The organism is Nocardiopsis halotolerans DSM 44410 (genome assembly GCF_000341065.1).
Classification (GTDB): domain Bacteria; phylum Actinomycetota; class Actinomycetes; order Streptosporangiales; family Streptosporangiaceae; genus Nocardiopsis; species Nocardiopsis halotolerans.
Genome location: NZ_ANAX01000072.1, coordinates 13,526 through 31,652 on the forward strand (window position 1 = coordinate 13,526; position 18,127 = coordinate 31,652).

The 18,127-nt window shown below is 72.3% G+C and carries 17 protein-coding genes and 1 CRISPR repeat array; of the genes, 5 read left to right on the top strand and 12 right to left on the bottom strand.

Features of this window, described 5'->3' with window-relative positions:
• Positions 1-63: 63 nt before the first annotated feature.
• Both D455_RS0105870 and D455_RS0105875 read right to left on the bottom strand, forming a co-directional pair.
• The gene (locus D455_RS0105870; protein WP_026122358.1) at positions 64-546 is read right to left on the bottom strand and encodes a hypothetical protein; all 483 of its coding nucleotides are present in this window, start codon (positions 544-546) and stop codon (positions 64-66) included.
• Complete coding sequence (locus D455_RS0105875; RefSeq protein ID WP_241480180.1) at positions 543-1,874, bottom strand: hypothetical protein; 1,332 nt, start codon at positions 1,872-1,874, stop codon at positions 543-545. Before D455_RS0105875 ends, D455_RS0105870 begins: the two co-directional genes overlap by 4 nt.
• Positions 1,875-2,256: 382 nt before the next feature.
• Here D455_RS0105875 and D455_RS0105880 point away from each other — a divergent pair, with 382 nt between their 5' ends.
• The 3 genes from D455_RS0105880 (at position 2,257) to D455_RS0105890 (ending at position 5,113) form a co-directional block, all read left to right on the top strand.
• The gene (locus D455_RS0105880) at positions 2,257-3,402 is read left to right on the top strand and encodes a methyltransferase domain-containing protein (RefSeq protein WP_026122359.1); all 1,146 of its coding nucleotides are present in this window, start codon (positions 2,257-2,259) and stop codon (positions 3,400-3,402) included.
• Positions 3,403-3,602: 200 nt separating this feature from the next.
• Positions 3,603-4,154 (top strand): ATP-binding protein, encoded by a 552-nt coding sequence (locus D455_RS0105885; RefSeq protein ID WP_017569831.1) that lies wholly within the window; start codon positions 3,603-3,605, stop codon positions 4,152-4,154.
• A gap of 263 nt (positions 4,155-4,417) precedes the next feature.
• Positions 4,418-5,113 (top strand): formylglycine-generating enzyme family protein, encoded by a 696-nt coding sequence (locus tag D455_RS0105890; protein WP_040684523.1) that lies wholly within the window; start codon positions 4,418-4,420, stop codon positions 5,111-5,113.
• 247 nt (positions 5,114-5,360) lie between these two features.
• Here D455_RS0105890 and D455_RS0105895 read toward each other — a convergent pair whose 3' ends face one another.
• The 3 genes from D455_RS0105895 to D455_RS0105905 form a co-directional block, all read right to left on the bottom strand.
• Positions 5,361-6,824, bottom strand: a complete 1,464-nt coding sequence (locus D455_RS0105895) for a DEAD/DEAH box helicase (protein ID WP_017569833.1) — start codon at positions 6,822-6,824, stop codon at positions 5,361-5,363.
• 250 nt (positions 6,825-7,074) lie between these two features.
• On the bottom strand, positions 7,075-7,281 hold the full coding sequence (locus D455_RS0105900; protein ID WP_017569834.1) for a cold-shock protein: 207 nt from the start codon (positions 7,279-7,281) through the stop codon (positions 7,075-7,077).
• 403 nt (positions 7,282-7,684) lie between these two features.
• Positions 7,685-8,365: a TetR/AcrR family transcriptional regulator gene (locus tag D455_RS0105905; protein ID WP_017569835.1), complete on the bottom strand. Its 681-nt coding sequence runs from the start codon at positions 8,363-8,365 to the stop codon at positions 7,685-7,687.
• 114 nt (positions 8,366-8,479) lie between these two features.
• On the opposite strand from D455_RS0105905, the gene D455_RS0105910 reads away from it, so the two are divergent.
• Complete coding sequence (locus tag D455_RS0105910) at positions 8,480-9,427, top strand: NAD(P)-dependent alcohol dehydrogenase (protein WP_206539245.1); 948 nt, start codon at positions 8,480-8,482, stop codon at positions 9,425-9,427.
• A 24-nt stretch (positions 9,428-9,451) separates the two neighbouring features.
• A CRISPR array of direct repeats spans positions 9,452-9,966; the repeat unit is 29 nt; unit sequence GGGACCATCCCCGCGTGCGCGGGGAGCAC.
• 127 nt (positions 9,967-10,093) lie between these two features.
• Here the strand turns inward: D455_RS0105910 and D455_RS0105915 are convergent.
• The 7 genes from D455_RS0105915 to D455_RS0105945 form a co-directional block, all read right to left on the bottom strand.
• The gene (locus D455_RS0105915) at positions 10,094-11,086 is read right to left on the bottom strand and encodes a sigma-70 family RNA polymerase sigma factor (RefSeq protein ID WP_017569837.1); all 993 of its coding nucleotides are present in this window, start codon (positions 11,084-11,086) and stop codon (positions 10,094-10,096) included.
• 1 nt (position 11,087) lies between these two features.
• Positions 11,088-11,471, bottom strand: a complete 384-nt coding sequence (locus D455_RS0105920; RefSeq protein ID WP_017569838.1) for a VOC family protein — start codon at positions 11,469-11,471, stop codon at positions 11,088-11,090.
• Between the two features lie 10 nt (positions 11,472-11,481).
• Entirely contained in the window at positions 11,482-11,871 is a 390-nt protein-coding gene (locus D455_RS0105925; RefSeq protein ID WP_017569839.1) for a VOC family protein, read from the bottom strand.
• Positions 11,872-11,938: 67 nt separating this feature from the next.
• Complete coding sequence (locus D455_RS0105930; RefSeq protein ID WP_017569840.1) at positions 11,939-13,585, bottom strand: MFS transporter; 1,647 nt, start codon at positions 13,583-13,585, stop codon at positions 11,939-11,941.
• Between the two features lie 295 nt (positions 13,586-13,880).
• A complete protein-coding gene (locus D455_RS0105935; RefSeq protein WP_017569841.1) occupies positions 13,881-14,747 on the bottom strand; it encodes an ABC transporter permease in 867 nt (288 codons plus the stop codon).
• Positions 14,744-15,754: an ATP-binding cassette domain-containing protein gene (locus tag D455_RS0105940; protein WP_051064583.1), complete on the bottom strand. Its 1,011-nt coding sequence runs from the start codon at positions 15,752-15,754 to the stop codon at positions 14,744-14,746. Before D455_RS0105940 ends, D455_RS0105935 begins: the two co-directional genes overlap by 4 nt.
• A 56-nt stretch (positions 15,755-15,810) precedes the next feature.
• Entirely contained in the window at positions 15,811-16,665 is an 855-nt protein-coding gene (locus D455_RS0105945) for an alpha/beta hydrolase (protein ID WP_017569843.1), read from the bottom strand.
• Between the two features lie 330 nt (positions 16,666-16,995).
• On the opposite strand from D455_RS0105945, the gene D455_RS0105950 reads away from it, so the two are divergent.
• Positions 16,996-18,045, top strand: coding sequence for an NAD(P)-dependent alcohol dehydrogenase (locus D455_RS0105950; RefSeq protein ID WP_017569844.1), 1,050 nt, complete (start codon positions 16,996-16,998; stop codon positions 18,043-18,045).
• Positions 18,046-18,127 lie beyond the last annotated feature (82 nt).

Here is an 18,127-nt window from a genome sequence, read left to right on the forward strand (position 1 = left end):
CCGTGGTCGGGGCCCACGCGGCCCCGACCACGCGCCCCGCGGCTCCCGGGGCGGACCCGGGTCTCAGTCGCGCCGGGCGCCCTCGGGCCAGATGACCTCCACCGGCAGCCCCCTCTCCCGGGCCGCCTCGACCGCGTCCCCGGTGCCTCCCCTGCCTCCGGAGGGCTGCCCGTCCCACACGGCGAACAGCAGGTCCACCCCGTCCAGCACGGCCTCGTTGGCGTCCTCGTAGGCGGCCCGGTCGGCCCTGCGGTGCGGCATGTAGCGCACCAGGGACGAACGCACGAGCAGGTCGTCGAACCGGTCCAGGTCACCGGGTTTGACCTTGGCCTCGCGGTAGTCGGCGGAGGGCAGCACGACCTCGACCTCTCCCCCGGCCTCGATCACGGCCTCGGCGAAGAGCTGGTCCGCGCCGCGCGCCAGGCAGGAGACTCCGACGAGCGATTCACCGGCGTAGGGCGCGAGCGCCTTCTCCAGGGCTTTGCGTACCAACGTCACGCTGTCGACGGAAAGATTCGAATGACCAGTGATCCCGATTCGAGTCACGTCGTCCCTTTCACATTTCGCTGATGGTGCAGCAGCGTATGTGATAACTCGTCGCGGACCTCGGCCACATGCGGGTCGCGGTGGTGCGTGGCGGACTCGGTGTACCAGTCGCTCAGTCGCCTGCGTACCCGCCCCGAACCGAGTGAGTGTTCGAGGGCGACGGCCTGGCGCACCACCCGCGCGGCCTCGGCGGGCTCGTCGAGCAGCAGGTAGGTGCGGCCGAGTCCGATGAGGTCGAAGGCGCGTCCTCGCCTTCCGGAGGGGTTGCGCAGCCGCAGCGCCCGGGTGATGTAGGCGGCGGAGGACTCGGCGTGTCTTCGGCGGGCCGCCGGGTCACGCTGCCCCGCGGCGAGGTCCCGGTACCGGGCGCCGACCACCCCCGCCAGTTCGGCGTGGTCGAAGCCGCCCAGCCAGTCGGGCACCTCCTCCCCGTTCGCGTCCGCGAGGAGGGTCTCGGCCTGGACGACGGTGCGGTGGTAGGCCTCGGACCGGCCCATCCGCGCGTAGGACCACCCCTCGCGCGTGCGTAACATCGCTCGGACGCGCGCGGGTGCCCCGGTGGCGTCCGCGCTGTCGAGTGCGAGGCGGGAGATGTCGAGGGCGTCGTCGGGGCGGTGAAGGTCGAGCATCTGCCGCGCCATGTCGGCGAGGACCCCGACACCGTAGGCGCGGTGCTCGGGCCCCGCCTGGTGGAGCGCGCGCAGGGAGAGGGTGTAGTACCTCTGCGCCGTGGGGTGGTCACCGGCGTCGAAGGACATCGAGGCCACGGTCTTGGACAGCTCGGCCATGACCGCGAACAGCCGGGCCTGGACGGGTTCGGGCTGCGGGCTCTCGACGAGTTCGGACACCTCCGAGAGCTGTCCGACGACGGCCTTGCGCCGCACGCCCAGGCGCCACCGGTCGTTCCAGTGCCGCAGTGCCACGGTGGCGGCCTCGATGCGCCGCAGCTCCGACTCTCCGATGGTGCCGCGGACCGGGCTCGGGGCGGCCGGGTGGGGCAGCAGCCAGTGTTCCAGCGTCTCCGTCAGTGTGGCGCCCACGAGGAGCACGCCTCCGGCCGCGAATGCGTCTCTGCGTTTCATCAGGTCCTTCAGGGTGATGTCGACGATGTCCTGCGCCGTTCTGGAAGCGGACCATAAATCGCCTTCCTCCACCGATGGTTCTGTCCAGGAAAAGCCCGTTGAATACTCCGCGCCCGAATCCGCGAGGCCCAGGACCCGGCGGGCCTCGGAGGGCATGGCCAGGCCGTCGGCGACCCGCTGCCACGTGCTCAGTGCGGTGACCAGCCGTTTTCCCGCCATGATCGCGCTCACGTGGGGTTGTGCCATGTCGACGGCCGAGCCGATCGCCTGCTGGCTGGGGCCCNGTGCTGACGGAGGAGCCCGAACAGGGCTCCGGCGTCCCGCTCGGCCAGCGACCGGAGGACGTCGGCGCGGGACCAGAAGGCCCGTGGCGGGGAGGAACGTGGACCGACCAGGGATTTCGTCATGCATACCGCCGGTGTATATCGGCACGGAATTCCGTCCTCGCGGACGAACGGCGTTACATCTTCCGTAGTAATCCTTACCCGGAAACCCCCGCCCCCGTAATGGACGCAAGACCCTGGTTCGTCCTTGCCGGGGCACCCCCGAGGAGAAGAGCGGTGACCTCCACTTCACTGGGCAGAAACGGCGGCGGCTGGCGCGAAGGACGGCACGGGAGGTGCCACGGATGATCCCTCCCCACGCAAGGATGGTCGAGCGCCTCCTCAGGGAGGGCGACCTGGCACCGGAGTGGCGCGACGGCTTCGCGGCGGTTCCCCGGCACCTGTTCCTGCCCGAGGAGATCGCCGACGTCGACACGGGCGCCCCCGTCGACCGGCGGCGCGACGAACAGCGGTGGCTGGAGGCCGCCTACGCCGACGTCCCCGTCGTCACCCAGGTCGACGACGGAGCCCGCTACGGGCCGGGCGCTCCGACGTCCTCGGCCCCGGCACCGTCCTCGGTGGCCGCTCTGCTGCGGCGGCTCGGAGCCGAACCGGGGATGCGGGTGCTGGAGGTGGGCACCGGCAGCGGGTACACCGCCGGGCTGCTCGCGCGCCACCTCGGCGACGACGCCGTCACCTCCGTGGAGATCGACTTCGAACTCGCCGAGGAGGCGAGGGTGCGGTTGATGAGCGCGGGGTTCACACCGCTGGTGGTCAGCGGGGACGGCATGCGGGGGTGGGCGGGACGCGCGCCCTACGACCGGGTGGTCAGTGCCGTGGCGGTACGGCGGGTGCCCTACGACTGGGTGGCCCAGTCCCGTCCCGGCGGACGCATCCTCACGCCGTGGGGTACCGCGTTCCACCACGGTGTTCTGGTCGACCTGGTGGTCGGTCCGCACGGAACGGCCCACGGGAGGTTCGCCGGGTACACCGACCGGACGTGGGCGCGCGCGGAGAGGGCCCCGCGCCACCTGTTGGAGACCCACGTCTGGCCGGACGACGACGAGCACACCACCACGCGTTCCTGGTTGCACCCCGGCGAGGTGGTCGGTGACTCCGACGGGGCCTTCGCGGTGGGGTTGCAGATGCCGGACGTGCACAGGATCGTGCGGTTCGGGAGCGGGCCCGAGGATCCCCGCTTCACGGTCTACCTGCTGGACCCGTCCACCTGGTCGTGGGCCTCCTGGCACATCGATCCCGAGCACCGGGACACCGGTTACGAGGTGCGCCAGCACGGCCCTCGGCGGCTGTTCGACGAGTTGGAGTCCGCCCACCTGCTGTGGACGGAGGCCGGGCGGCCCGCGCACACGCGGTTCGGTCTGACCGTGTCGGCCGACCACCAGCTGGTGTGGCTCGACGACGAGGCCACGATCTTCGCCGCGACCCGATAGGGCGGCCGGTGGGCGCGCGGAGCGTGTCCGCCGGTGCCGCCGAACCCCGAGAACCCGTGGACCCTCGTGCGTCCCCGCGAGAACCCGCGAGAGCCCGGGAGAATCCGCGACAACCCGGGAGAGCCCATGAGAATCCGTGAGAGGCCGCGGGGAGAACCCGTTTCCCGCACGGCCCGCCCCGGTCCTGAGGAGGAACCGAGATGACCGTCCTGCCGCACCCCCGGCGACCGATCGACCTCGACAGGCGCTGGAAGCGCCGTACCTACCCCGCGAACCTGGCGGCCGTCCGCCGGGCCAGGGCCGACGTGCACGCCGACCTGGCGCGGGTGCCCGGTGCGGACGAGGAGCTGATCGCGGCGGTGGTGCTGTGTGCCAGCGAGATGTTCGCCAGCACCGTCGGCCGCGTCCTGCCCGGCGGGGACGGAGTGGAGGTGCTGCGCACGCTCCTCCTGCGCCACGGCGCCGGGGGCCGACGCGTGCTGCGCCTGTCGGTGACGGACCGGTGGGTGCCGGGGCGCCCGTCGTGTGTGCCGTGTCCGGCCCCCGGAGCGGGGCCCGGGTCGGGTTCCGGGTCGGGGCGGGACGAGGTGTGGCGGGAGGTCGCCCGGGGGCACGGGCTCCTGCTCATCGACCACTTCGCCACGTGTTGGGGAACCCGGCGGACCGGTCCGCCCGGCGAGGGCCACGGCTGCGTGGTCTGGGCGGAGTTCGAGCTCGCACCGCGTCCGGGACCCCACCGCGAGGCGGCGTAGCGGGATGGCGGCGGGGCTGGGCGCTTCGGGCCGTCATGCCCTCCCGGCGAACCGCCTCGGGTGGCCTGCCGGTAGGGAGCGGGCCTCCCCACGCACAACGCCTTCCCCGACCTCGGAGCCGACGTCCGCCGAACGGATCACCGGCCACGGCGCGGGAACCGCGGGGGCCGCGGGGGCCGCGGGGCGCCGACACGTGGACGTCGGGTAGGAAAGAACACGTGACGAGCCCTGAATCCGCCCCGTACCGGGCGATCGCGGAGCAGATGGTGGAGATCCCCGGCGGGGAGATCGTCCTGCGGGACGAGGGAACGAGGACGGAGTGGAAGGTCGGGGTCGGTCCCTTCCGGCTGGACTCCTGTCCCGTGACCCGTGAGCTGTACGACGCCGTCGTGAGTCGGATGCCTGAGGTGCATGGGATGACGGAGGTGCCAGAGGGGTCTGGGGTGTCCGCGAGTGGTGCCGGGCCGAGGGCTCCGGTGACCGAGGTGTCCTGGAGGGACGCCATCCGGTTCTGCAACCTGCTTTCGCGGGTGGAGGGGCTCGCACCGTGCTATTCCGTGGGTGACGACCCCGACGGGTCGGACGTGGTCTGCGACTGGCGGGCCGGGGGCTACCGCCTGCCGTCCGAGGCGGAGTGGGAGTACGCGTGCCGGGCCGGGACCCCCGGCGTTCGGTACGGAGAGCTGGACGAGATCGGGTGGTACCGCGCGAACTCGGACGGCGGTGCGCACGACGTCGCGACCAGGGCACCAAACGCGTGGGGTCTGTACGACATGATCGGCAACGTGTGGGAGTGGTGCTGGGACGTCTACGACCCGGCGGTCTACGGCCCGTACCGCGTGTTCCGGGGCGGGGGCTGGAACGACCACCCGCGGGGGTGCCGGGCATCGTGCCGCCGCAAGAGCCATCCGACCCTGCGCGTCGACGACCTGGGGTTCCGGCTCGCCCGGACGGTGTGAGCCGGGCGAGCGGCGACCGACCACGTCCGGCGTGTGCGACCGCTGGGCGGGAGGCGGCCCCGGCGGCGCGCACGGTCGCGCGTGCGCGGGGCGGATGCCTCTCCGCGGGCGGAGGACTCGGCTGGTGCGGGCCGCCGGACCTCGACCGGGGCGGCCTCCGGGCCGCCACGCGGTGGAGCGGTGCGTCGGTCCGTTCAGGCGGAACCGGGCGGGCGCGACCCGCCNCTCACCGGTTCGGAAGAGGTGCCTAGGCCGGGCGGCGGGGACCGCGGCGGCGCGAAGCGGACCCGCGCGGGGACGAACCGTGCGGGGACGAACCGCGACCGCCCCGGCGGCGCTGTTCCTGTCGCGGACCGCTGGGCAGGGTCACCGGAACGCCGGAGGGCTCCCGGGCTCCGGTCACCCGGGCCAGCTCGGGGTCGTCGGCGCTCACCTGGGCGACCCGCGCGTCGATCCGGGCCCGCTGCATCAGCCTGGCCATGTCCCGCCGCTCGTTGGGCAGCACGAGCGTGACCACGCTGCCCGTCTCACCCGCGCGCGCGGTGCGCCCGCCCCGGTGCAGGTAGTCCTTGTGGTCCGTGGGCGGGTCGATGTTGACCACCAGGTCCAGCCCGTCCACGTGGATGCCGCGCGCGGCGACGTTGGTCGCGACCAGCGCGGTCACCGTGCCCTCCTTGAACTGCTTGAGGGTGCGGGTGCGCTGGGGCTGGGACCGGCCGCCGTGCAGCGGCGCCGCCCGGACGCCGCTGTTGAGCAGGTGCTTGGCCATCCGGTCCACGGCGTGCTTGGTGTCCAGGAACAGGATGACCTGTCCCTCGCGGGCCGCGATGTGGACGGCGGTGGACTGCTTGTCGACGTGCGACACGTGCAGGACGTGGTGCTCCATGGTGGAGACGGCGCCCTCGGACGGGTCGACCGAGTGGACCACCGGGTCGTTCAGGAACCGGCGGACCAGGGTGTCGACGTTGCGGTCCAGGGTGGCCGAGAACAGCATGCGCTGTCCCCCGGTCGGCACCTCCGTCAGGATCGCGGTGACCTGCGGCATGAAGCCCATGTCGGTCATCTGGTCGGCCTCGTCCAGGACGGTGACGTCGACCTGGTCCAGAATGCAGTCGCCGCGCTCCATCAGGTCGCGCAGACGGCCCGGGGTGGCGACGACCAGTTCCACGCCCTGACGCAGGTCGCGGGCCTGACGGCTGATGGGCATACCGCCCACCACGGTCGTCGTGCGCACGCGCAGCGAACGGGCGTAGGGGGCGAGCGAGTCGTTCACCTGCTGGGCGAGTTCGCGGGTCGGTGCGAGTACCACGGCCAGGGGCTGACGGGGGTCGGCCACGCGGCCTTCCAGCCGGGCGAGCAGTGCCAGCCCGAAGGCCAGGGTCTTGCCCGAGCCGGTCTGGCTGCGGCCGAGGACGTCGCGCCCGGCCAGCGAGTTGGGCAGCGTCGCCGCCTGGATGGCCGACGGTGTGGTCAGGCCCTGGCGGGCCAGCGTCGACTTCAGCGGCGCGGGCATCTCCAGGTCCTGGAAGGCGTGGACCGGGTCGAGCGCGGGGGTGGTGGAGACGGGGAGCGCGAACTCTCCGGAGGGGCGTCCCGCCTGGCGTCCGCCGAAGCCGCCGCGCTGGGGACGGCCGCCGGACCGGTGGGGACGCTGCCGGCCGTAACCCCCGGAGGGGCGGCTGCGGCGCGTGTTGGTGCGGGGTTGGTTCATGTGGGCCTTTCGCCGCCGGCGCGTGCCTGGCGGGAAGCCCTCGGGGGGCTTCGGCGTGTGACACCGGGTGTGCGCCGGAAAGAGTCTTCGAGGATCCACGATCCGCACGGAGGTTCCGGGGTCGTGGCGGAGGACCGGACCAGCGCCTGTCGGAGAACGACGGCCAGAAAAGCGGTCCGGAAAAAGCAGAACCGGGGAGGGGCCGCAGCCGCGAGGGCGGGCCCCTGCCCCGGAAGGAGTCTCAGTTCGTTCAGATCAGGGTGATGTTGTCGGCCTGGAGGCCCTTGGCACCCTGGGTGACGCCGAATTCCACGGCCTGGCCCTCCGCGAGCTCGCGGTAGCCGCTGGCCTGGATGGGGGGGGAGGGGGGNGCGAAGACGTCGGGGCCGCCGCCGTCCTGCTCGATGAAGCCGAAGCCCTTGTCACCGTTGAACCACTTGACCGTACCGGTCGCCATGGGTGTTCCTCTCGTTCGGGAGTATGAAGAAAACCGCGGTCTGACGATTTTCCCGTCACTGCGGCAATAACCCGAACAAGATGTACATCCAACGGGAATCACGACTGCAACTTCATCGAACCTAGCACACTTTCCCCTCCCGGCCCCGGAAATATCGTGTGCCTCATGGCACGGAGGAACGTGGTAACGATCCGTCCGGGAAAAGCGTTGGCTCCGTCCCACGTGCGCACGGGCGGGGGCCGTGGGTGGCACGATACGCGTCGACGGGGCGAAGGTCGCCGGTTCCCCACGAGCGTGGGGAGGCCGTGCCATGGGATGGGGCCCGTGGCGTCCGGGGCCCGTGGTGGGAGTGGTGGAGGCGGAGTTGTCGCCCGAAGGGGCCCGTGGCGGGTGCCGCCTCACGTCAGGCTCCGGAGGACCGCCGCCCCTGGGGACCGACAGCCGTGATGGGAAGACCGCGCAGGGACAGTGAAGTCGGCGGTGGCAGGGGCCCGCTGGCCGTGTCGGCGCGGAACGACTGGAGCAGATAGGCCACCAGGCGCCGGGACGCCGCGCCGTCGTCTGGCAGAGCGGTGACCAGACCGCAGTGCGCCAACAGGATGACGGCGAGGTCGGAAGGGTGGAAGTCGGCCCGCAGCGCTCCCGACTCCTGTGCCCTGCGTACCAGGGTCATGAGGTCCCGCTCGGCGCGTTCCCGGGACTGTGCGTGTTCCGCGGCGCCGTCCGGGAAGGCCGCGACGAACGCGGCCGGGAACCCCCGTTCCTCCCGCTGGAGCTCGCAGACCGTCTCGATCAGCCGCTGGAAGCCCTGCCACGGGTCGGGGTCGGCCAGCGCCTCGGTGAGCGCCTGCGCGCAGGTCTCCATCTGCCGCGTGAACGCGCCCCGCACCAGGGCGTCCCGGGTCGGGAAGTGCCGGTACAGCGTCGCTACGCCGACCCCGGCCCGGCGAGCCACCGTCGCCATCGGCGCGTCGATCCCGCGCTCGGCGAAGACCGCACGGGCGGCGACGATGAGACGCTCCCTGTTGCGCCGGGCGTCGGCCCGTACTCCGTCCGGGCCCTTGATCCGAGAGGATTCCGTCATCGCTGTCTCTCACTTCCGACTCAAGTGGACGATCCCGTCCGTTTGGAAGCCTACGGTCGAGGCCAGATCCCCGTATGGCCCGGCCGCGAAGGTAGGACGATGGACGACCGCACGATGAAGGCAGTGCTCTTCGACCGCTACGGCACCCCCGACGTGCTCTACGTGGGCCGGGTGACACGCCCCGAGCCCGCACCGGGCGAGGTGCTCGTGCGGGTACGCGCGTTCAGCGTCAACGGCGGTGAGCTGGCAGCCCGTGCCGGTCGTCTCCGCCTCCTGACCGGCCGGAAGTTTCCCAAGCGCGTCGGGCTGGACTTCACCGGCGAGGTCGTCGCACTGGGTACCGGCGCGACGGAGATCGCGGTCGGTGACCGCGTATGGGGCGTTCTGGGGCGCACCTCCGGGTTCGGCAGCGCCGCCGAGTACGTGACCGTGCCCGCCGAGCGGCTCGGCCGGGTCCCCGACGGACTGGAGCTNGACGCCGCCGCGCTGCCGGTGGCCACCACGGCCGTCACCGCCCTGCGGGACAAAGCCGGGCTGCGCGCTGGCGAACGCCTCCTCGTGCGGGGCGCGGCGGGTGGTGTGGGCAACGCCGCCGTGCAGCTCGGACGGGCGTACGGAGCCGAGGTAACGGCCCTCGCCCGCGCCGCCAACCTCGATTTCGTCCGCGGTCTCGGCGCTCACAAGGCCGTTGACCACCGGTCCGTCCCTCCGGGGGAGCTGGGCCGCTTCGACGTGGTCCTGGACACCGTGGGGACCGACCTGCGGGCCTTCCGGAACCTGCTGAACCCCGGCGGGCGCATGGTCACCATCGCCTTCGACCTGGCGCGGCCCGCTGCGTCACTCGGCTACGTCATGGCCAGCGCGGTCCACGGACACGGCCGGGTGCGCTTCTTCAGCGGCGACCCCAGACGAGAGGATCTCGACGACCTCGCTCGCCACGTGGTCGAGGGAAAGCTGAGCCCGTCGGTGGACACTGTCTTCTCGCTGCGTGAAACGGCGGTGGCGCACCGTGCGTTGGAGGTGGGCGGTGTGCAGGGCAAGTACGTGGTCAGGGTTGATTAGGGCTGCCGGGCCGGACCCGCCCGATCACCAATCCCCGCGTGCGCGGGGAGCACGCCCCGGCCCCCGCACGGGGCCGCCCTCGGGGGGACCATCCCCGCGTGCGCGGGGAGCACCGTTCCGATCGCCCTTCCTGCTGAAGGCGGGGGGACCATCCCCGCGTGCGCGGGGAGCACACGAAGATCGGCCGCCCGTCCGTGTACATCGTGGGACCATCCCCGCGTGCGCGGGGAGCACCCCGACCACCAAAGCAGGGAGGGGGACGGGCGGGGACCATCCCCGCGTGTGCGGGGAGCACGCGTTGGCCAAGTTCGGCCCCAAGCTCGGGTCGGGACCATCCCCGCGTGTGCGGGGAGCACCTGGTCGTGCTCCTCCTCGACCGGGGGGAGCGGGGACCATCCCCGCGTGTGCGGGGAGCACCCTCCTCGCGCGTGTAGGGAGCTCCTCGAGGAGGGACCATCCCCGCGTGCGCGGGGAACACCTAGCGGAAGCCCCGGCCGTCCCCGGGGCGTTGGGACCATCCCCGCGTGCGCGGGGAACACAGTCACTGACCAGCAAACTTACCAGCGGCAAGTGGCCGTTTTTCCAACTTCTCGAAATACAGACACCCAACCCCTTATCCCCCAGAACACCTGAAACTTCCCACAGGGCCACACAACACCCACCGCATCAGCGGCGCGGGGGCAGAACAGCGGGCATCCCGAAGTGCCGGAAGAGCGTAGTGTCGAAGAACATCACCGTGTGGGCGACCCCCGCTCCCCCGGGCGCCAGCTCCAGGACCTGGATCCCGAACGCCCGGTGGACGCCGTCACCACCACGCATGTACAGCGCGAACGCTGGCTGCCCGTTGGCCCCGGTCGGCACCATCGCCATGTCGCCCGCCCCGCTGGCCGGGCAGTGGGTGGCGATCAGGCGACCGATGTGCTCGGCACCGCGCACCCAACTGGTGAAGGGCGGCATCTCGAACACCGCGTCGGCGGTGAACAACTCGGTGATCGCCGGGATGTCATAGGCCTCGAACGCGGCGACGTACCGCGCCAGAACCTCGTCTTGTCCGGGCCGGGGCTCGGCCACCTCCTCCTCGCTCGGGCTCACCCTGGCCAGGTGCGCCCGAGCCCTCTGGAGAAGGCTGTTCACCGCGGGCACGGAGGTGTCCATGAGATCCGCGACCTCGGCGGCGCTGAACCGCAGCACGTCACGCAGGACCAGCACCGCCCTCTGCTTGGGTTGCAGGTACTGGAGCGCCGCGACCAGAGCCAGGCGCACGCTCTCACGCGCCGCCACCACCGTCCCCGGATCGTCCGCGCCGACCAGGACGTCGGGCACCGGCTCCAGCCAGGGCACCTCCGGGCGGTCGGCCAACGCGCCCTCGGGCTCGGCGGTGGGTCCGCCGAGCCCCGTGGGCAGAGGCCGCCGCTGCCGCTTCTCCAGGGCGGTGAGACAGGCCGTGGTGGCGATCCGGTGGAGCCAGGTGCGCAGACTGGACCGGCCCTCGAACCGGTCGTAGGCCCTCCAGGCGCGCAGATAGGTCTCCTGCACCAGGTCCTCGGCGTCGTGCACCGACCCCAGCATCCGGTAGCAGTGCGCGAACAGCTCCCGCCGGTACGGGTCGGCGAGCCGTACGAAGTCCTGGTCAGACGCGTGTTCCACCACGACCGTCACGTTACGCCTCCTGTACGACAGAACACACGTTCCCGAACGGATCGGCGAACCACGCCACCGTCGGGTTCCCCCGCGCGATCCCCCTCTCGTCCTGGCCGAACCCCTCGTAGCGGAGCATCTCGACGCCGCGGCGGACGAGCTCGTCCACGGTGGCGTCGACGTCGTCCACGGGCAGGTTGAGGACGGTGAAGTTCGCGGGCCGGTGGTCGGGCTTGGGGTAGACCAGGACGGCCCGCCCCTCCCCCAGGTCGATGCTGAGCAGGCCGTGCTCCTCCATGCCCTCGACGGGCCCGACCGCGAGCCCGAGGGTGTTCCCGTAGAACTCCTCGGCCCGCGCGGTGTCGGGAACGGCGAAGGAACCGAAGGCCCTGGTGCTGTCGAACATGGTGTCCCCCCTAGCTTTCGCGCTCCATGGCGGCGCGGTGCTCGTCGCTGAGCTGGATGATCTGGACGTAGTTGCCGTCGGGGTCGACAGCCGTGCCGAACAGGCTGCCGTCACGGTCCTCCAGGGGCGACAGCCACTCGGTGCCCCGCGCGTCCATGCGGGCGGCGATGGCGCGGGCGTCGTCCACGTCGAAGTTGAGGATCATGCGGGCGGGCTCGCCCGCCTTGGGCCCCACGTCGTCACGGCGGTCGATGAGCAGGTGGAAGACGCCGAACCGCAGAACACGGTAACCGTCGACGTCGCTGTCGCTCTGGGGTGCCAGAACGGCGGCGTACCAGTCGTGCAGGCGGTCGGGGTCGGTGGTGGCCAGCAGGATGCTGTCGAGGCTGGGGCGGTTCATGGCGTCCTCCGTCAGTGGTGTGGGTTGTTCGTTCCAGGCGGTCCGGGTCCGGTCGGCCCCGCCGGTGTCAGGTCCGGCTCTCGGTGCCGCTCACCCGTACTGACCCGCCGGTGTCCGCGGACTCATCGGTCCCCGAAGGATTTCTCTCCGCCGGCTCCTCCCCCGGCCGGCCCGCGGGCCCCTCACCCGTCCTCTCCGCGGCCTCCGCCGCGTCCGACGGAGCGGAGCGCAGCAGGACGAGGGCGACCACCCCGAACACGACCATGGCCACGCAGCCGATCACCCCGACCAGGTTGACGCCCGAGGTGAAGGCCTCACGCGCCGAACCGAGCAGGCTCCCGGCCAGGGCCGCCGGGAGTTCCTCGGCGACGGCGACGGCCGCGGGCAGGGTCTGCCCCGCCTCCCCGGACACCCCCTCGGGGACGGTCACGTCGGCGCGGTAGACGGCCGAGGCCAGACTGCCCAGCAGGGCCACCCCCATGGCGACGCCGAACTCCCCGCTGGTCTCGGACATGGACGCGGCGGCCCCGGCCCTCTCCCTCGGCGCCGAACCCACCACGATGTCGGTGACCAGCGCGGCGCCAGGCCCGAGCCCCACCGAGGTCAGCAGCAGTCCGGTGACCACGAGCGGGGTGCCGCCCTCGACCGGGACCAGGAACAGCAGGGCGAACCCCACCGCGGTCACGAGCATGCCGCCGCCGATGACGGTGGCCCGGCCCACGCGCGCGGCCAGCGGCGCCGCGGCCATGGTGGCGGCGATCATCGCCAGCGCCGGGGGTACCTGCCACATCCCCGCGGCCAGCGAGGAGTGCCCGGCGACCATCTGGAGGTACTGGCTGATGAGGAGGAAAGTGCCGCCCATGGTGACCGCGCCCGCCATCATCACGCCCAGCGCGACGCCGAAGGAGCGCTGGCGGAACAGCCCGAGGTCCAGCAGCGGGTCGGGCAGGCGCAGCTGACGGCGGGCGAACACCGCCCCCATGACCAGGCCGAAGGCGATGACGGCGAGCGGCACGAGGACCGGCCCGCCCTCGGCGACGGCCTTGAGCCCGTAGACGATCGGCAGGATGGCCGCCAGGGACAGGGCGACGCTGACCAGGTCCAGGCGGCCGGGGTCGGGCGCGCGGTGCTCGGGCAGGAGCAGGGGCGCGCACACCAGGAGCAGCACCATGACGGGGACGCCGAGCAGGAACACCGATCCCCACCAGAACCACTCCAGGAGCAGCCCGCCCACGACGGGGCCGATGGCGGTGCCGCCCATGAAGCAGCTCGACCACAGCGAGATGGCCACGGCGCGTTGCCGGGGATCGTGGAACATGTTGCTGATCAGGGCCAGCGTGGAGGGCATGAGGGTGGCCCCGGCCACGCCCATGAGGGCACGTGTGGCGATGAGTGCCCCCGCGTTGGGGGAGAATGCGGCGGCCACGGAGGCCAGGCCGAAGACGGCGGCGCCGATCATCAGCAGGCGTCTGCGGCCGATGCGGTCGCCCAGGGTTCCCATGGTGATGAGGAACCCGGCGATCATGAAGCCGTACACGTCCATGATCCACAGCAGCTGGCTGCCGGATGGCCGCAGGTCGGCGGCCAGGTGGGGCAGTGCCAGGTAGAGCACGCTCATGTCCAGGGAGAGCAGCAGGGTGGGCAGGGCCAGTACCCCGAGCCCGAGCCACTCGCGCCCTCCCGCGCGTGCGGGGTTCGGCTTCTCGCCGTTCATCTCGGTCTTCCTCGTGTGTCGGATCCGCCTGATGCGGTTCGTTCACACGTACGGACACGGATGGCGGAGAGAACTCATCGCTCAGGACCGGGAAATCCCCGAACTCCCCGCCGGACCCCCACGGATCCCGTGCCGAGGGCGTGCCACGGACGCCCCGGAACCACGTCGGCGCGGGGCCGCCGCCCGTCCGAACGGCACGTGGCCGCCCTCCGACCGCCGTCCTCCGGCCTCCACGGGGACGACCCGCCCGCGGCGCACCCGTCCGCGAGAGCGCCCCGCCGCACCGCGGTCGCCGTCAGCGGCTCAGCCTCCGGTAGCGCCGCACGGCCAGCGGAACGAAGACCATCAGGAGCACCAGCGGCCACACCACCGCCATGAGCAGCGCGTTCTGCGCGATCCAGGAGTCGCTGGCCGCCGCCGTGGTGTTCCCGAACAGTTCGCGCGCCGCGATCACCGTCGCCGATAGCGGGTTCCACTCGGCCACCGGCACCAGCCAGTCCGGCATCGTGTCGGTGGGCACGAACGTCTCCGCCACCATGGCCAGCGGGAACACCAGCGAGAAGAACTTCATCGCTGCCTCCGGGCTGCGTACCACCAGGCCCAGGTAGATGCCGATCCAGGTGAAGGCCAGGCGCAGCAGCAACAACAGCCCCAGCGCCGCCAACGCGGGGAGCGGGCCGTTGTGCCACTGCCAGCCGACCAGCAGCCCCATTCCGGCCAGGACCGCCAGGTCCACCACCGCGGAGAGCACGTCGGCCATGCTCCGCCCCACCAGCAGCGAGGAGGGGGCCATGGGCAGTGTGCGGAACCGGTCGATCACACCGCGCCCGGCGTCGGTGACCACCGCGATCGTGGTGTTGCCGATCCCGAAGGCCATGGTGAGCGCGAACAGGCCCGGCATGAGGAACTCGCGGTACTCCTCACCGGGAGCGCCCATGACCGCGCCCATCGCCTCGCCGAAGACGAAGCCGAAGAGCAGCACGGCCAACACGGGCACCATCAGCGTGCCGACCAACTCGTCGGGTTTGTACACCAGGTGGAACAGGTAGCGGCGCGCGACGACCCAGGAGTCGGCCACCGCCCACCCCGCACGCGCCAGGAGGCCGGGGGCGGTCTCCCGCCCCGCCCCGGTCCCCCGTTCCGTCTCGGTCAGGGTCGTCATGACGGTTCCTCCCCCTCACCCGTCTCGCCCGGGTGTCCCGTCAGACTCAGGAACACGTCGTCCAGGGTCGGACGGCGCAGGGCGATGTCCTCCACGTCCAGTCCCGCCTCGTCCAGGGCGCGCACCACCTTGGCCAGGCCCGCGCCCCTGCCGTCGAAGGGCACGCGCACCAGCAGGGCGTCGGCGTCCACCTCGGGCACCGCCCCCGCCACCCGGCCCAGGACCTCCTCGACCCGCGACAGCATCTCGGCGCCGGAGAGCACGACCTCCACCCGTCCGCCGCCGATCCGCGACTTGAGTTCCTCGGGGGTGCCCTCGGCGATGACCCGCCCGGAGTCGACCACCGAGATCCGGTCGGCCAGGTGGTCGGCCTCCTCCAGGTACTGGGTGGTCAGCAGCACGGTCGTGCCGCCCTCGGCCAGGTTCCGCACGGACCGCCACACCTGGGCGCGGCTGCGCGGGTCCAGGCCCGTGGTGGGCTCGTCCAGGAACAGCACGACGGGGTCGGGGATCAGGCTCGCGGCCAGGTCGAGACGGCGGCGCATCCCGCCCGAGTACTCCCGGACCGGGCGGTGGGCGGCCTCGGTCAGTCCGAAGCGCTCCAGGAGTTCGGTGGCCCGCGCCCGGGCCGCCCGCGCCCGCATGTGGTGGAGGCGGGCGAACATCTCCAGGTTGCGGCGGCCGCTGAGGATCTCGTCGAGCGCCGCGTACTGCCCGGCGAAACCGATGCGGGAACGCACCCGCGCGCTCTGGCGGGCCACGTCGAACCCGGCGGTCCGCACGTCCCCGGCGTCGAACCGCAGCAGGGTGGACAGCACCCGCACGGCGGTGGTCTTGCCCGCGCCGTTGGGGCCCAGCAGCGCGTGTACCGAGCCGGGGGCCACCGCGAGGTCGAACCCGTCGAGCGCGACGCGCCCCCGGGCGCCGGCGTAGGCCTTGCGGACGCCCCGTGCCAGGATCGCCAGGGCGTCGGCGCGATCGTGTGCGGGGGTCGTGTCGGGGGCCATGGCGCGGTCTCCCTCGCCGGAGATCACCGGATCGGCGGCGCGGTCGCGTACGAAGGTCATGGAGCAGTCTCCCTCACCGGGGTCACCGGTCCCGCCGTCGCCCCCCGGACCGGTCGCGTCCACGGCCTCTGTCCGGAGTTGCCCGGTCGGGAGACCTCACCGTAGCGGCCCAGACCGATACGGGCGATGTTGCGCAGCGACTCGCTGTCCTCGGTGTAGTAGGCGCAGTGGCCGCTGATGTCGCCGGTGGCGAAGGCCAGGGCACCGAACCCCGGGCGCATCGGCGAGGGGCCGTGGCCGATGTCGCGCAGACGGCCCCGGGGAAAGAAGCGGATCCAGTCCGAGGGGCCCAGCGCCGCCCACAGGTTTCCGGAGAAGCCGAGGTCGGCGACGGACTCGCCGCCCATGCCGGGGCTGCCCAGGGCCACGCAGTCGTGGACGCGCCCGTTCCTGAGGGCCAGTCCGCACACGACGGTGCCGTAGCTGTGCCCCACCAGCGTGATGTGGGCGGTGCGGGGCAGGAAGTGCGTCAGGCGGGCCAGGTCGTCGGCGCCGCGTTCGGCGGGGCCGCGGAAGACGGCCTCGGCGAACCCGTTGGGGGTGGCGTAGCCGACCCACACCACGACCGCGAAGCGCCCCCGGGGCGCGAGGTCCCGCATCGTGTTCAGGAGCTTCTCGCCGTTGGCGCGCGGCCGTGTGGGGCGGTTGGCGTCGAAGTAGTTGCCCAGGTAGTTGTCGTTGCCCGGGACCAGGACCACGATGTGGTCGGCCGTGGCCACGTCCCCCAGCGCCTCGACGATACGTCCGGTCCCGGCCGTGTCGTGGGCCAGGAGTTGGATACCGCGCCACTCCCGCGCCTGGTAGCGCAGGGGGCCGGGGGTCGGGGCGTGACGTGGGCCCGCCGCGGTCATGTCTCTCCCTGGGGGATCGAGGTGCAACAGGTGGTGGTCGGACCTGTTTCACGCTAGATCGGGGAGGGGGTCGGCCTCCATGGCGCTGACCCCCCGAACCGAGTCTGGCGGTGACCACCCGGGGCCGTGGTGGTAGCACTACCAACGTCCGTGCGGCACGCGCCGCGCCCGCGCGGGGCAGGGCAAAGAAGACCGGACGCTTTCCGGAACCTGTGTTGGCCGACAGCCGGGACCTGGGTTGATAGCGTCGAGCAGCCATACGGGCACCGAGGGTGGCGTCCGCGTGCACGCCGGTGCCCGAGTCTCCGGGAGAGGTAGGGGGAGTACCCCATGCGAGCCGTGGTCTTCGAGAACTACGAGAGGTTTCCGTCACTCACCGACGTTCCCGAACCGGAACCGGGACCGGGCGAGGTCCTCCTGCGGGTGGCGGGCGCGGGCGCCTGTCACTCCGACGTCAGCGTGTACCGCCACTTCGAGGAGGGGCAGCCCGGGGCGCAGAAACCCCCGTTCGTACTGGGGCACGAGAACTCCGGTTGGGTGGAGGCGCTCGGTCCCGGTGTGAGCGAGCGCGTCCGGGTCGGCGAGGCCTACATGGTCTACGGGCCGATCGGCTGCGGGCACTGCCGCATGTGCGCGCGGGGACAGGACACCTACTGCGAGAACGCCGCGACCATGCCTTACCTGGCGGTGGGCCTGGGGCGCGACGGTGGGATGGCGGAGTACATGACCGCGCCCGCCCACCACCTCGTCCCGCTGGGCGACGCCGACCCGGTGGACGCCGCGCCGCTGTCGGACGCGGGACTGACCCCGTACCACGCGATCAAGCAGGCGCTGCCGCACCTGGAGGGCGGCGGGCGCCACGCCCTGGTGATCGGTCTGGGCGGGCTGGGGCAGATCGGCGTGCAGATCCTGCGCGCGCTGACAGGCGCGACGGTGATCGCCACCGACCTCAAGGCCGAGCCCCGGGCATGGGCCGAGCGCAACGGGGCCGTCACCGTGGGGCCGGGTGAGCGGCAGGTGGAGGAGATCCGCGAGATCACCGGTGGCCGCGGGGTGGACGCGGCCTTCGACTTCGTGGGCGTCACACCGACCATCGCCACGGCCGCGGCGTCGATGGCCCAGGGCGGGCGCCTGACCGTGGTGGGGATCGCTGGCGGCACGCACGAGTTCTCGTTCTTCACCAACCCCTACGAGTCCTACGTCACCAACACCTACTGGGGCACGGTGGGGGAACTGTGGGAGGTGGTGGACATGTACCGGGCGGGTCAGATCCGCCCGGAGGTCGAGCGGTTCACCCTGGACGACGCGCTGGAGGCGTACCGGAGACTGGAGGCCGGGGAGGTCTTCGGCCGCGCCGTGGTGGTTCCCCACCAGGGCTGACCCCGCACGACCCGACCGGTCCGACCGAGGGGTGCCGTCCGGGGGCGGCGCCCCTCGGCGTGTCGGCGGCCGGACGCGGACG

Coding starts and splice junctions, on each gene's coding strand:
- D455_RS0105890 (WP_040684523.1), top strand. CDS start 4,418: ATGGTGGAGATCCCCGGCGGGGAGATCGTCCTGCGGGACGAGGGAACG.
- D455_RS0105935 (WP_017569841.1), bottom strand. CDS start 14,747: ATGACGACCCTGACCGAGACGGAACGGGGGACCGGGGCGGGGCGGGAG.
- D455_RS0105920 (WP_017569838.1), bottom strand. CDS start 11,471: ATGTTCGACAGCACCAGGGCCTTCGGTTCCTTCGCCGTTCCCGACACC.
- D455_RS0105925 (WP_017569839.1), bottom strand. CDS start 11,871: ATGAACCGCCCCAGCCTCGACAGCATCCTGCTGGCCACCACCGACCCC.
- D455_RS0105885 (WP_017569831.1), top strand. CDS start 3,603: ATGACCGTCCTGCCGCACCCCCGGCGACCGATCGACCTCGACAGGCGC.
- D455_RS0105940 (WP_051064583.1), bottom strand. CDS start 15,754: ATGGCCCCCGACACGACCCCCGCACACGATCGCGCCGACGCCCTGGCG.
- D455_RS0105875 (WP_241480180.1), bottom strand. CDS start 1,874: ATGGCACAACCCCACGTGAGCGCGATCATGGCGGGAAAACGGCTGGTC.
- D455_RS0105895 (WP_017569833.1), bottom strand. CDS start 6,824: ATGAACCAACCCCGCACCAACACGCGCCGCAGCCGCCCCTCCGGGGGT.
- D455_RS0105950 (WP_017569844.1), top strand. CDS start 16,996: ATGCGAGCCGTGGTCTTCGAGAACTACGAGAGGTTTCCGTCACTCACC.
- D455_RS0105905 (WP_017569835.1), bottom strand. CDS start 8,365: ATGACGGAATCCTCTCGGATCAAGGGCCCGGACGGAGTACGGGCCGAC.
- D455_RS0105945 (WP_017569843.1), bottom strand. CDS start 16,665: ATGACCGCGGCGGGCCCACGTCACGCCCCGACCCCCGGCCCCCTGCGC.
- D455_RS0105880 (WP_026122359.1), top strand. CDS start 2,257: ATGATCCCTCCCCACGCAAGGATGGTCGAGCGCCTCCTCAGGGAGGGC.
- D455_RS0105930 (WP_017569840.1), bottom strand. CDS start 13,585: ATGAACGGCGAGAAGCCGAACCCCGCACGCGCGGGAGGGCGCGAGTGG.